Origin of the sequence: Psychrobacter sp., from assembly GCF_030454045.1 — a bacterium.
Lineage (GTDB): Bacteria > Pseudomonadota > Gammaproteobacteria > Pseudomonadales > Moraxellaceae > Psychrobacter.
In genome coordinates this window covers 1-13,542 of sequence record NZ_JAKDJE010000077.1, presented here as the reverse complement: position 1 = coordinate 13,542, position 13,542 = coordinate 1, and the positions used below count along the sequence as shown (strand labels likewise).

The 13,542-nt window shown below is 45.4% G+C and carries 15 protein-coding genes; 8 read left to right on the top strand and 7 right to left on the bottom strand.

Features of this window, described 5'->3' with window-relative positions:
* The first annotated feature begins 341 nt into the window (after positions 1-341).
* The 4 genes from L0G63_RS11715 (at position 342) to L0G63_RS11700 (ending at position 3,519) form a co-directional block, all read left to right on the top strand.
* Complete coding sequence (locus L0G63_RS11715; RefSeq protein ID WP_301450823.1) at positions 342-1,028, top strand: response regulator transcription factor; 687 nt, start codon at positions 342-344, stop codon at positions 1,026-1,028.
* Positions 1,029-1,147: 119 nt separating this feature from the next.
* The gene (locus L0G63_RS11710; RefSeq protein WP_301450822.1) at positions 1,148-2,623 is read left to right on the top strand and encodes a cell wall metabolism sensor histidine kinase WalK; all 1,476 of its coding nucleotides are present in this window, start codon (positions 1,148-1,150) and stop codon (positions 2,621-2,623) included.
* Positions 2,624-2,860: 237 nt separating this feature from the next.
* Positions 2,861-3,058 (top strand): ESPR domain-containing protein, encoded by a 198-nt coding sequence (locus L0G63_RS11705; RefSeq protein ID WP_301450821.1) that lies wholly within the window; start codon positions 2,861-2,863, stop codon positions 3,056-3,058.
* A gap of 44 nt (positions 3,059-3,102) precedes the next feature.
* Entirely contained in the window at positions 3,103-3,519 is a 417-nt protein-coding gene (locus L0G63_RS11700) for a hypothetical protein (RefSeq protein ID WP_301450820.1), read from the top strand.
* A 14-nt stretch (positions 3,520-3,533) separates the two neighbouring features.
* On the opposite strand, the gene L0G63_RS11695 is transcribed toward L0G63_RS11700, so the two are convergent.
* Together L0G63_RS11695 and maiA are read right to left on the bottom strand one after the other, a co-directional pair.
* Entirely contained in the window at positions 3,534-3,782 is a 249-nt protein-coding gene (locus tag L0G63_RS11695) for a hypothetical protein (RefSeq protein WP_301450819.1), read from the bottom strand.
* 175 nt (positions 3,783-3,957) lie between these two features.
* The gene (gene maiA / locus L0G63_RS11690; RefSeq protein WP_301450824.1) at positions 3,958-4,605 is read right to left on the bottom strand and encodes a maleylacetoacetate isomerase; all 648 of its coding nucleotides are present in this window, start codon (positions 4,603-4,605) and stop codon (positions 3,958-3,960) included.
* Between the two features lie 140 nt (positions 4,606-4,745).
* On the opposite strand from maiA, the gene L0G63_RS11685 reads away from it, so the two are divergent.
* Positions 4,746-5,600: an IclR family transcriptional regulator gene (locus tag L0G63_RS11685; RefSeq protein ID WP_301450818.1), complete on the top strand. Its 855-nt coding sequence runs from the start codon at positions 4,746-4,748 to the stop codon at positions 5,598-5,600.
* A 155-nt stretch (positions 5,601-5,755) separates the two neighbouring features.
* Here L0G63_RS11685 and L0G63_RS11680 read toward each other — a convergent pair whose 3' ends face one another.
* The 5 genes from L0G63_RS11680 to L0G63_RS11660 all read right to left on the bottom strand — a co-directional run bounded on the left by L0G63_RS11680 (position 5,756) and on the right by L0G63_RS11660 (position 10,570).
* Positions 5,756-5,893: a hypothetical protein gene (locus tag L0G63_RS11680; protein ID WP_301450817.1), complete on the bottom strand. Its 138-nt coding sequence runs from the start codon at positions 5,891-5,893 to the stop codon at positions 5,756-5,758.
* A gap of 213 nt (positions 5,894-6,106) precedes the next feature.
* On the bottom strand, positions 6,107-6,682 hold the full coding sequence (locus L0G63_RS11675; protein WP_301450816.1) for a VOC family protein: 576 nt from the start codon (positions 6,680-6,682) through the stop codon (positions 6,107-6,109).
* Between the two features lie 97 nt (positions 6,683-6,779).
* Positions 6,780-8,069, bottom strand: coding sequence for a fumarylacetoacetase (gene fahA, locus L0G63_RS11670; protein WP_301450815.1), 1,290 nt, complete (start codon positions 8,067-8,069; stop codon positions 6,780-6,782).
* 199 nt (positions 8,070-8,268) lie between these two features.
* The gene (locus tag L0G63_RS11665) at positions 8,269-9,465 is read right to left on the bottom strand and encodes an amino acid aminotransferase (RefSeq protein ID WP_301450814.1); all 1,197 of its coding nucleotides are present in this window, start codon (positions 9,463-9,465) and stop codon (positions 8,269-8,271) included.
* A gap of 157 nt (positions 9,466-9,622) precedes the next feature.
* Complete coding sequence (locus L0G63_RS11660) at positions 9,623-10,570, bottom strand: LysR family transcriptional regulator (RefSeq protein WP_301450813.1); 948 nt, start codon at positions 10,568-10,570, stop codon at positions 9,623-9,625.
* 161 nt (positions 10,571-10,731) lie between these two features.
* On the opposite strand from L0G63_RS11660, the gene hppD reads away from it, so the two are divergent.
* The 3 genes from hppD to L0G63_RS11645 all read left to right on the top strand — a co-directional run bounded on the left by hppD (position 10,732) and on the right by L0G63_RS11645 (position 13,387).
* Positions 10,732-11,847, top strand: a complete 1,116-nt coding sequence (gene hppD / locus L0G63_RS11655; protein ID WP_301450812.1) for a 4-hydroxyphenylpyruvate dioxygenase — start codon at positions 10,732-10,734, stop codon at positions 11,845-11,847.
* Positions 11,848-11,987: 140 nt separating this feature from the next.
* Positions 11,988-12,929: a phenylalanine 4-monooxygenase gene (gene phhA / locus L0G63_RS11650; RefSeq protein WP_301450811.1), complete on the top strand. Its 942-nt coding sequence runs from the start codon at positions 11,988-11,990 to the stop codon at positions 12,927-12,929.
* A gap of 116 nt (positions 12,930-13,045) precedes the next feature.
* The gene (locus L0G63_RS11645) at positions 13,046-13,387 is read left to right on the top strand and encodes a 4a-hydroxytetrahydrobiopterin dehydratase (protein WP_301450810.1); all 342 of its coding nucleotides are present in this window, start codon (positions 13,046-13,048) and stop codon (positions 13,385-13,387) included.
* Positions 13,388-13,542: the final 155 nt, after the last annotated feature.

Here is a 13,542-nt window from a genome sequence, read left to right as displayed (position 1 = left end):
ACAATTAAAACAATGGGTTAAACAGGGTTTGAACTAGTTATCTAGGACAGCCCCTAATTTTTTCATGATGACATCCTTTAATTACAGTGAGTTTGGTTAAGTAAACACTAAAGTCTTATCTTGCAAGCATCGCATTCTAAGCGCTATTAATCGTTGTGATTAGTCATCTTAAAAGTGCAGGTCTTGCGGTTGATAGAAGCTATCTTACGGCAGTTAAAGGTTACGAACATTTATGAAGTATTAAGAAAGGTAACGTTTATAGCGAATTGACACGCGCTTGCCTGATAATATGGGCAAGTAAATGAATAAAAGCCAATTAAAATCATGGAAAGGAGGTGAGTGTGCCAAATATATTGATAGGTGATGATGACGAAGAATTGACTCAGTTACTACAAGAGTATTTGCACAACCATGGTATTCATTGCGACTGTGTCCATGATGATGCGGCGGTTATACAGCGATTAAAAGCGGTGGCGCACGATGATTCCGCTTATGATTTGCTCGTTCTCGATATCATGATGCCAAAAATAGATGGGCTAAGTGTGCTGCGGCAACTGCCAAATATCAGTGATATCCCTGTGATTATGCTGACGGCAAAGGGTGAGGAGATTGATCGTATTATTGGTTTGGAGCTGGGCGCTGACGATTATATCACCAAGCCCTGTAACCCCCGCGAACTACTGGCGCGTATCAATGCTGTGATTAAGCGTACCAACACGACCACGTCTGAGCATACGCCGCTACCAGAGAGCCGCTTGCATCTTGATCAAAATCAGCGTGTTTGTGAAATAGATGGTGTGGCGCTACAAGTGACGGGAACAGAGTTTGACTTACTCGTGGCGCTGCTCAAGCAAAAAGGAGATGTGGTTAGCAAAGCATGGCTGTCAGAGAATGTCTTGCAGCGCGAGTTACAGCCCTTTGATCGTAGCCTCGATGTGCACGTGTCTCGCCTGCGCAAGAAACTTCAGCCTTTTCATGACGAACCAATAAAAGCGGTGCGCGGTAAAGGCTATCAACTGGTGCTCTAATGATAAAAACTTCCAGTAAGTCCGTCAAATCACCGAAATTCAAAGTGTGAATCACGCTGTTTTGGCGTTTATTCCTGAGTCTATTACTGACGATACTAATTACCTCACTGTTATCCATTATGGTGGAGCGCTGGCTGGCTGAAAAAGAGCTAACGGCTCGTATGGACGTACAAATTGAGAGTCTATTAATTCAACGTCAAGAGATGGTCGATGCGCTGCGAGTGGGTGATTTGATAGCTGTCAGGCAGATGTATCGTCAAGATCGACGCCTCATGAGTCAAATCAGAGTCTACGATGAGCAAGGCGCTATTATATTTCCGCGTTATCGAGATAGAGACGAGCGCACGCAAGGACGTGGGCAAAGCGGCCAGCAGTCGATGGAACGTGCCATGCAGCAACCACTGCCGCCACCGCCTAGAGCTTACGATAATAAACCAAGCAATCTGAATGATGAAATACCCACAAAACAGCCTTCTGTTTTGCACGAAATCTTAAAACCAATAATGTCGACCAGTGCTGCGATAGCGGATATTGATGCGCGTCCTGAGCTGGCAGATATCTCGGTTGAACTGCCTGATGGACAATCAGTCATCATACAGTTGCGCCCGCATCTACGTTTTGCAGACGTAGTAGAGATACAGCATGGTAATTTCCCCCTACGTTTGCTATTGATTATTGCTTTTAGTGTATTGGTTTGTGTCTGGCTTAGCCGTACGTTGACTCAGCGTATTGGCCGTGTTCAAAGTACGGTTCACCGTATGATTGATGGAGATTATCAAGCCAATCCAGCGCTATCCAACATGGGTGATGATGAGCTGGGATTACTGGCCAAAGATGTGGCTCATTTGTCAACGAGACTGGCTGATAGTGAGCTGGCACGTAAGCAGATGCTCAGTGATATCTCGCATGAGTTGCGCTCACCGCTCGCGCGTCTCGATGTGGCAACTGAGCTGACTCGTGATTTTGCTCCCAATGCTCATCGTTATTTAGACCGAATTGACAAAGAGTCTGCACGGATGAATGAGCTGATTGAACAAATCATTCATATTCAGTCTCTACAAATGCAGCAATATACGATTGATAATTTGGAGAGCGAAGCTGTTGATTTGTCCGAGATTATCAGTGACATCGGGCAGGATGTGTGTTTTGAGTTTCAGCATAAAGAGGTGAGATGGCAGTGGCAACCACCTGAATTCTCATTTTCCAATGATTTAAAAAGCGCTTGGACAGTACAAGGCAATCAAGAGCAGCTGCATAGTGCACTTGAGAATGTCGTTCGCAACGCTTTTATGCATACGGCAGCGGGCTCAACAGTCATCGCTGAGATGACAGCCGTGCAGATAGATAATAAGATGCCTGCGATTCAGATTACCATCACGGATGAGGGTGGCGGCGTCGCGGATGAGGATCTAGAACGTATTTTTCAACCATTTGTCCGTCTCGACACAGCTCGTCATCGTGATACGGGCGGTTATGGGTTGGGGCTGGCCATTGTTCATGCTGTCGTGATGGCACACAGGGGATCTATCAACGCTTATAACCGACAAGACGGGGCGTTGGGATTGGTGGTGCAGATAGTATTACCGATTAAATAGTAAAATTTATCATGAGGAAAAAGCTCAACGTATCAGTAGATACTTTTCATGGATTGATGTTTCATATTCTATACAAAAGAAACGTCTTATTTCTCAAAAACTGAAACCAGTAACACTTCAAAAGGCTGCATGATCTCTAATTCATAACTCGTTTTATTTGGTCATATCGACTCTCTTGCACCATAGATTTTATTTCTGACTTTTTAAATCTGACAAATCTGTAAGGGAGTATACATCATGAACCGCATCTATAAAGTTATCTGGAATGAAGCCTTAAATTGTTTTACCGCAGTCGGTGAATACGCAAAAGGGCGTGGCAAATCTTCCAAATCTAGTGTTAGCGCTAACGCTACTATCAATACCACATCCACTGCTATCAAGACATTACGCTTAAGTGCCATAGCACTTGGGCTAATAACGGCAATAACAAAATAATCAATGTCGCTAATGGGGCAATCAACTCTACAAGTAAAGATGCAGTGAATGGCTCACAGTTAGATAACTTAGCTAAGACCGTCGCCGCTAACAAAACCAAGTACTATAGTGTTAATTCAACCGCTATTGGCAATGTCAACAACGATGGCGCAACCGGACCCAATGCTATGGCGATGGGCGGTAATGCTAGTGCTAATGGCGGGCAAGCCATTGCAATAGGTAGTGGTCAAAGTGGTCAGAACACCGTAGCTAGTGGAGAGCAATCCATCGCCATCGGTGCAAACGTTGTGTCAAAAGGGCATTCTTCTATCGCTATTGGCGGCGATGATCTAGATGATGCCTCAAAAGCCAATATCGATGGAACCTCAGCATCCACCCTCAATGGCGGCGATGTCAATACTACTTTTTTCTCCTACACAGGTCGTGATCTGGTTGAAACACCTCGTTATAGTCAATCCTAAATAAAACAGATACATTATATATCAAGGTAGAACTGGTCTAAATTTTCCTTGCGTGCTGTGCCTACGCAGACAGAGGCTGCGAAAAATTTATCCCAGTCCCACTGTATCGTTTTTATACTGAATTCACTATATAAGATTAATACCGAATCAGGCGCCGCCGCCTCCATCGCTATTGGAGCAAAGGCATTATCTAAAGGTGCATTATCTACCGCAATTGGTGTGCAGTCATCGTCATCTGGTGTTGCGTCTTCTGCCTTTGGCATCGGTGCTTCAGCAAGCGAAAAATGCCATGGCTGCTATTAATGCTTTTGTAGTATGTTTCATACGAATCCTTGTAAAGAAACTGCAAGTAATAGGGAAGTTGAGAGTCGATATCATTTACAATCAACAGTTAACATAATAATGTCCTTATTAAGTCCTGTTTTAATATATTGATATTTATGCATGTTTTGGCGCATCAGGCTGCACCATAGGATCTGCATCTACAAAAGCTTTTAGGCTGCGGCAGTGTGCATCAATAGCGACGATATTGGGATAAGGAGTTAGGTCTACCTTAAAGCGCCGCGCAGAAGAAACCTGCGGGATCAGATAACAATCTGCAAAACTTGGCGTATCACCATAGCAGAACTGTCCACGGTCTTTATCTGCTGCCAACCGTGTCTCTAACGCTGCAAACCCTTCACTGATCCAACGATTGCACCATGCAATGATTTGTTGTTCATCCGCTGCCAGCTCATGACGTAAATACTGTAAAATGCGGCGGTTATTGATCGGATGGATATCGCAGCCGATCATCGCGCTCAGCGCCCGTACATGCATGCGACCAGCGGCATCTTCGGGTAATAAAGCGTGCTCAGGGTAGGCTTCTTCTAACCACTCCAAGATGGCTGGACTTTGATATAATACTAAGTCATCTGCTTGTAGGACAGGCACCAACCCTTGCGGGTTTATCGCTCTAAAGGCTGCTTCTAACTGCTCATCTTGTGCCAGATTGATCGCGATATCATCATAATCTAAGCCTTTTAAATTCAAGGCAATACGGGTACGGTGAGAAGTACCACTGCGAAAATAACCGTAAAGTGTCATCATTGTTTATATCCTTATTATGAGAAATTGTGAGTGAGTGATAAGTATGTTTGCCCCGCTGAATTTTATAAAACAAGTCTCCTTACTTTATAAGACATATATCCTTTAACCTAGACAGATACCCTAGAATCGAGCCAATCATGCCAGTAGCCAAAAACGCTTTAGATCAATCCGCTAATACCAAAAACCAAGGGGGTATTCAGTCGCTCGAGATTGGGCTGTCGATACTAGATGTGCTTATCGATCGCCATGAGCCTATGATGCTAAAGGATATCGCTGAGGCCATGCAGATGCATCCCGCAAAATCCCATCGTTATTTGGTCAGCCTCATTCGCAAAAACTATGTTCGTAAGCTTGATGATGGTCGCTATGGGCTGGGTGATAGGGTGAATGCCTTGACAGCATTAGGTCATACTGGCTTAAATCCAAACAATATTTTGGCGCAATTGACTCAAGTTGCCAATGAGATCAAAGAGACGTTTAATTGCGCTGTGCAAATCGCTAAATGGTTCAGCGAAGGGCCCATTATCATTCAGGCGGTCGAGCCTGACAGTCCGATCAGTATTATCACGCGCATCGGCTCACGCATGCCGTTGACAACATCAGCCACAGGGCAGTTATTTGCCAGCTATCAGCCTGATACGATCATCCAGCCATTGGTCGAGGCTGAATGGCAGACACAAAGTGAAAAAAACGGAGTAGACGACTGGCAACGCTTTACTCGTCTGCAAGCCAAGATACGTACTCAAGGCTATGCGACAGTGACAGGCGATATGCTCATGGGTATTAATGCCATTACGATACCTGTGATATTGCCGCATTTTGCCAATAGTGCTGCTAATCTATCCGCGAGTAGTGACAAAACCGCTAGCGAGGCTCTGCCGTTAGAATATGCCATTACTATCATTGGAACCACAGAGCAACTACCAATGAGTGAGCAACAGAACGTGGTTGAGCAAATACTAGCAATCGCACAGCGCTATCAAATAGCATAGCCAAAATGTTAACTACAAGCTGATAGGCTATAGTAGAACCTTAATAAAATTAATACAGCATATGCATCATAGGTGGCACCCGGCTTACTGAGAGTGGCAGACGTATAAATCTCAATCTTTAAACGGCCCTTTGAGTCTTCTTCGATTTTTTTGGCCTATGGCTCCAATGCTTCGGTATTGATATTGTCATTGGCGGTCATAAAGTGTGAAAATCTCAGTGTCGTCACATCGTCTGTATTGGTATCCGCGCTTTTGGCTTGCTCATTTTGATCATTGTTAGAGCAGCCAGTCATCGCAACTGAGGCCGCGAAGAGTATGCCTAGAGGCCGCGAAGAGTATGCCTAAAGGGAATGTTACTTTCATCATTGAGTCCTTTCATGATGGTGAGATATGGTTCGCAAGCTATGCCATCTCTTCATTATTTTGAACTGATCACTACTTATCTAATTTCAAAGTAATGATTGATAGATAATGTAAAAAAGGTAGCAAGTAGAAAGACGACGCAGTTACTCGCCGACAGGCGCAACGTCACGGGCTTCAGCGAACTCATCACTGTGTAAAAACTGTGTGTGGGCTGGGGCGCGTTTGGTACGAGACCATTCATCTAGCATGTCGTGCTTGATGGCCTCCGTAATCATCGAGACTTTGTCCTCTGAGGTCGGATCGTCATAAGTCAGCTCAAGACGATGTCCATTAGGATCAAAGAAATATATCGAGTGGAAGATTCCGTGATTGGTCACGCCAATGACATCAATACCTGCACGTTCTAGTTGTTCTTTGGCCGCCATCAGCTCATTTCGGTCTTTGACCTTGAGCGCCAAGTGTTGTACCCAGTTTGGAGTATTGGGGTCAAAGCCCATTTCAGGCTGGTTGGGCACTTCAAAAAACGCCAATACGTTGCCATTACCAGCGTCCAAAAAGACGTGCATATAAGGATCAAAGGCTTTGGTTGAGGGTACATGGTCTTCTGCAAATGCCAAGATAAAATCCATATTGAGGTTTTTTTTGTACCATTCGACGGTTTCTTTGGCATCTTTGCAGCGATAAGCCACATGATGAATTTTTTCAATTTGAAAGCTCATATCAAACTCCTTTTGATAGGGCGTAGCGTGAATGTAGGAGAAATATGGCCCTAACGGCTCAAATCCACTGTCACTACGCCTTTTTTCTATGCCATTATTATTTGTTAAAATCAAAGCTAAGTGCGGGCAGTACTTTGCCTCGTACTTCCCCAAAGCCAATGCGCACACCGTTCTTTTCGCTATAGCCTTTCATAATGACGGTATCGCCATCTTCAATAAAACTGCGTGTTGCACCGCCATTGAGCGTTACAGGCTTAGTGGCATTCCAAGCGATCTCTAGCATCGAGCCATAAGAATCAGGCGTTGGCCCTGAGATTGTGCCCGAACCCATCATGTCGCCGACTTCTACTTGACAGCCAGTGATAGTGTGATGCGTCAGCTGCTGCGCCATAGACCAGTACATATACTTAAAATTGGTCTCACAAACGACAGTGGCCGTCTCTGCATTGTCAGGCAGTAGCTCGACCGACAGATTGATATCAAAGCTGCTCTCTTTGTCTTTTTCATTGAGATAAGCCAGTGGTTCAGGCTCTTGGGTTGGGCAAGCGGTGCTAAATGGTGCCAACGCATCCATCGTGACTATCCACGGAGAAACTTGCGAGGCGAACGTCTTGGCATTAAATGGGCCTAAAGGGACATATTCCCACTTTTGGATATCTCGAGCCGACCAGTCGTTGAGCAGTACCATACCAAAGATATGATCAGCGGCATCGTCTACGGCGATTGGTTGACCGATATGGTTACCTTTACCAACGACAAAAGCGGTCTCGAGCTCAAAATCTAGGCGCTGACAGGCAGAAAAAATAGGACGCTCATCAGGATTGGGTTTTAGCTGACCTGAAGGGCGGACGATATCAGACCCGCTAATGATGACGGTGCTGGCGCGTCCGTTATAACCAACTGGCATTTCCGTCCAGTTGGGTAGCAGGGCATTGTTTGGATCGCGGAACATCGTACCGACGTTGGTCGCGTGTTCTTTCGATGAATAAAAATCGGTAAAGCCTGGCACTTGGACGGACAGGTGCATGGTGACGTCTGCTTGCTTGAACAGCGCCTTTTTTTGCAGATCGGCATTGTCACGTAAGTCGCTGTTGTCATTAGATAGTAGCGACTGAATGGTCGTGCGCGCCTGCGTCCAATTGTCTCGACCAGAGTTAATGAAAGCGTTTAGCGTCGACTGATCAAAGTAAGGCCCGCCATTTAGGCTCAATAGTCCTTCTGATTCTAATACAGACAAGTCTAGTACCTGATCGCCAATGGCAACCCCTGCACGGCGCGCACTATTTTTGGTGTCGCTAAAAATACCATACGGCAGATTGTGGATAGAAAAGTCAGAGTCCGCTTTGATGTCGATAAAAGAGGTGAGAGTACTGTCAATCGTTGACATGATTTGCTCCTTGCTAAAAGTATTATTTAATTACGTTATAGTTAATGACTTACGCATAATGTAATTTATTGATATGTTGATTGCAAGTTTTTTGTGCCATGTCGTTTGCTTACTGATTGATAAGACAAATCCTAAGCACAAAAAAAGGCCAAGCAATCGCTCAGCCTTTTTTATTTTTTAGTCTATATGTCTGATTAATTTAGTCTTTTAAAACGTCTGCCATTGCATTGGCGACATAGTCGATGTTGCTGGTATTTAGACCTGCGACACACATACGAGAGTTAGATACCATATAGATACCATACTCGCTTTGTAGGCGCTCGACCTGCTCAGGCGTCAATCCAGTAAAGCTAAACATACCGTTTTGACGCGTGATGTAGTCAAAGTTACGGTTGGGGATTTTTGCTTCTAGTACCGATTTTAGCTTTAGACGCATGGCTTTGATACGATCACGCATCGCATAGACTTCGCCAACCCACTGCTCATGTAGGGTGTCATCGTTCATGACGATATCAACCACATGACCACCGTGTGATGGTGGGCTTGAGTAGATACGGCGTACCATTGCATTTAGCTGACCGAAGACGCGCTCGGTTTCGTCTACAGTGAGACAGACGACTGATAGACCGCCAACGCGCTCGCCATATAGCGATAGGTTTTTAGAGAATGAGTTGCTGACAAATAGAGGCAAGCCCATCTCAACGGCTTTACGAATGGCGTAAGCATCGCTGTCCATGTCCTCGCCAAATCCTTGATAAGCGATATCCATGAATGGAATCAATTCATGCGCTTTGATGACGTTGAGCACGGTATCCCATTGTGCTTGGGTCAAATCCATACCTGTTGGATTGTGGCAGCAAGGATGTAGCAAGATCACATCGTGTTTGTTCAATGTTTCAAAAAACGCAATCATCTCATCAAATTTGATGCTGCTATTGGCTTTGTCGTAGTATGGGTATTTACCAACGGTAACATCAGCACCTTCAAAGATGGCAATATGGTTGCCCCATGTTGGATCGCTTACATAGCACTTAGACTGCGGGAACCATTGGTGAATAAATTCAGCACCAACTTTCAGGGCGCCAGAACCGCCGATAGTGGCGATGGTCGCAACCAGACCGTCTTGTAAGATTTGTGCGTCTTTACCGAACAGTAACTCCTGACAGCCTTTGCGGTGTCCAGGCAAGCCTGCCATTGGTAGATAGGGGCGCGGCGCGATAGAATCGGCAATACGCGCTTCGGCTGTTTTTACACAGTCGAGTACGGGCAGTACGCCATCTTCATCATAATAAATACCAATGCCTAAATTAACTTTATTGGGATTATTGTCCGCTGAGTATTTTTCCATCAGCCCTAAGATTGGATCGCCAGCGTAATAATCGATACGTTCAAACATGCCATTTCCTTATAAGAATATAAACCAAGCAGCCGAAAATCATAGAGCAAATTGCTGATGAACTCAACACGCGAGTGCGTTATCTTGCGCAATTAATAAAATAAATCACCAAATAGCTTATCTCTTTATCTGGCAGATGAGTTTGTGGCGTGATGCATCACTTAATCGACAGTGTTTCAGGCTGATGTAAGTCGTGATAATGGGTGGCAAAGTAAGTCTGCAAAAACTGCTTAAAGGCGATGGTTGCAGGAGACAGCGCCCGTGAGGCACGCTGATAGATAAAAAACTGGCGCATTTTTATAGGCTGCGTCAATGGGCGCATTTGCAAGCCGTTGGCGCTGACCCAATCGATGACCTCGGGCATATAGGGAAGGCATAAGGTAATGCCGAACCCTTGGCGGGTCATCTCAAGCGCAGTGGACATAAAGTTGACTTTGTAGCGCGCTTGCTGAATCTGAGCGGCGATAGAGTCATCCAGCTCGACTGTCACCTGCTCAAGAAACGGGCCTTGTAGAGTGATAAGTGGAATATCAAGCAACTCCTGCCAAGTGATTTCGTCTTTTTGCGCCAGTGCATGATCGTTTGGCATAACCACGCAAAACGGCAGCTTGTATAACAGATCAGCACCGAGATCATCTTCAGTTTCTATAAAACCAAGTTCAGTACCAACCCCCAAATCGACCTCGATGTCTTGAACATGCTTGAGCAAATTTTCTGCTGAGCAATCCAATAGCGACACCCCGATATTTGGATATTCCTTAGCAAATTGCGCGATGACGGCGGGCAGGGAGGATGCCGCAAACTGCGACACCGCTAAGCGCACCTGACCTTGCGCCAAGCTGGTCAAGCTACTTGCTTCATTTTCGAACAGCTGCATCTCATTCAAGATACGCCGCGCTTGTGGCAGCAGATGGCGTCCGACAGCGGATAGCGACAACTGGCGGGTAGTACGGTCAAATAACACGATGCCAAGGCCAGTCTCCAGCTCTTTGATCAGTCCGCTAACAGCAGATTGGGTCAGATACATCTGTTCGCTGGCACGAGTGAAGCTGCCGTTGTCAGCGACTTTGATAAAAGCGGTCAGTTGACGAATGCTGATATTCATAAGTAAACCTGATAAATAAATCATAAAAAACAATTAGTCTTATAAATAAAGCTAATCTAATATAAATACAACGTCAACAATAAAGATTGATTATCAATCGTTTTATCGCATTTTATTACTAATCGACTTTTTACCACCAATTGACATTAAGGATGATTGCAATGGCAGATTTATTTGACAACCCAATGGGACTAAACGGGTTTGACTTCGTCGAGTTTGCTTCTCCGCAGCCTGATGCGGTCGATGCATTGTTTAAACAGCTTGGATTTGCCCACGTGGCCAATCACAGATCAAAAGATGTGGCGCTATATCGCCAAGGTGACATCAACCTAATCTTAAACCGTGAGCCAAAGAGCCCAGCCAGTTACTTCGTTGAAGAGCATGGCGCTGGTGCGTGCAGCATGGGTTTTCGGGTAAAAGATGCCAAAAAAGCCTACGAGCGTGCTATTGACATGGGTGCGCAGCCAGTAGAGGTGCCAACAGGCGTGATGGAGCTGAGACTGCCAGCGATTAAAGGGATCGGCGGCTCACTGATCTATTTGATTGACCGTTATAAAGACGGTGAATCTATCTATGATGTCGACTTTGAGTTTTTTGCAGATATCGATAGAAACCCTGTCGGATATGGTTTCAAAGTCATCGATCACCTCACGCACAACGTCTATCGCGGCCGCATGGCGTACTGGGCAAAATTCTATGAGCGTATCTTTAATTTCCGCGAGATTCGCTATTTTGATATCAAAGGTGAGTATACAGGTCTGACCAGCAAAGCGATGACAGCACCTGACGGCAAAATCCGTATTCCGCTCAACGAAGAAGCCAAGCAGGGCGGTGGACAGATCGAAGAGTACTTAATGCACTTCAATGGCGAAGGGATTCAGCACATTGCGCTCGCCAGTGATGATCTGTTTGCCAGTATTGATATGCTAAAAGCCGCTGGTATTCCGCTTATGACTGCACCAAATGCAGCCTACTACGAGATGCTGAGCGAGCGCTTACCAAACCATGGTGAAAACGTTGCTGACTTGCAAACGCGCGGTATCTTGTTAGATGGTACGACAGAGGGCGGCGCACCGCGTCTGCTACTACAGATTTTCTCTGAGACCATCTTGGGTAGCCCAGTGTTTTTTGAATTTATCCAGCGTAAAGGCGATTATGCAGACGGTTTTGGTGAAGGTAATTTCAAAGCCTTGTTTGAATCCATAGAGCGCGACCAAGTGCGTCGTGGTACGGTCGGTCAGCAAGAGACCAATCAATCAGAAACAGAAACGCCGTAGGCCACGCTACATCTAGAAAAATTTACACAATAAACGGACAAGGCAAAAGGAGTTTGGCTTGTCCTGCATGAGTGACTGATATTAGCCATTGACTAATCAGTATGAGTGCAAATATTCACTGCGATATAAGGAATACAGGCATGGAACGCCTCTCACAGATAGACTCTCCTAATACAGCCATCGGTGCCAATAGTTCGGTGGCCAATCAGCAGGGCGGTGATGCGTCTGCTTATAATAACGCGACCGATAAAAAGCAGCCCTATGTCTCACATCAGCCTGATGCCAACGGTCATATTCATTATAGTGATGATGAAAATGCAATGTGGCAAGCGTTGCTTACGCGTCAAGCTGAGCAAACGCCCAATCGCGCTTGCTCAGCATATCTAGAGGGTTTGACGAAGCTAAATCTACCGACGACATATATCCCGCAATTGCATGATATCGATGAGGTGCTACAAGCGACCACCGGTTGGCAAACCGCGGCGGTGCCTGCATTAATCAGCTTTGGTAAGTTCTTTAAACTATTAGCCGATAAATCCTTTCCTGTGGCAACGTTTATTCGTCGATTTGAGGACATAGACTATATCGAAGAACCAGATATTTTTCACGAAATCGTTGGACACTGCCCGCTATTGACACATCCAGCCTTTGCCGCATTTAATGAGACGTATGGCAAGCTTGGTCTGAGTGCAACGAAAGAGGAAAGATGGTTTTTGGCACGGCTCTATTGGTTTACCATTGAGTTTGGATTGGTAGGTAGTCAGCCTAAAGACCGTAGAATCTACGGCGGCGGTATATTAAGCTCACCCTCTGAAACCATCTATGCTCTTGATCAGACATCGTATGCCCAGCCAGAAACCCAAATACAACCCAAGCCTACACAGCAGCCTGAACACCGCGCATTTGATTTGCTTGATGTGTTGCGTACGCCTTATCGCATCGATCAAATACAGCCGATTTACTATGTGATTGACGAATTAGATACGCTATTTGATATCGTTGATAGCGACATCATGGGGACGGTCAAGCAGGCGATGTCTCTTGGGTTGTTTGAGCCGACCTATCCAGAAAAATCCCATTAAAATTTTATAAACAGCCGCTCTACTGCATACGCGCATAGCAGTGGAGTGGCGTCAACAAACCTCAATATCCACAAATCAGTATCACAAAACAATAAACTCGATAAAAGGACATTATCATGACAGCATTATCACAAAGCAGTTGCGAAGCTTGCCGTATTGGCGCACCAAAAGTCGACGAGGCCGAGGCACGCGAGCTATTGCCACAAATTCCTGATTGGTCATTGATTGAGGTAGATGGTATTCAGCAATTGCAACGTCAGTATAAGTTTAAAAACTTCGTCGCAGCGATGGATTTTGCCAATCAATTGGCAGACATTGCTGAAGCAGAAGGGCATCATCCCGGCATATTGGTAGAGTGGGGCAAAGCGACCGTCACATGGTGGTCACATAGTATCAAAGGGTTGCATCGTAATGACTTCGTCATGGCGGCTAAAACCGATGCGTTACTTGATAAGTAACGCATCAATCATCCGGTTATTCACTAGCAAACCCATACGCTAACCCTTCCAAACTCAAACCCAATGAATGCCAGTTTCCACTGGCATTTTTTAAGGATGTGTCATGCCACCAAAACCGCTCACCCAGATCAGCGCCCAGCTTGCCTTTATTATCT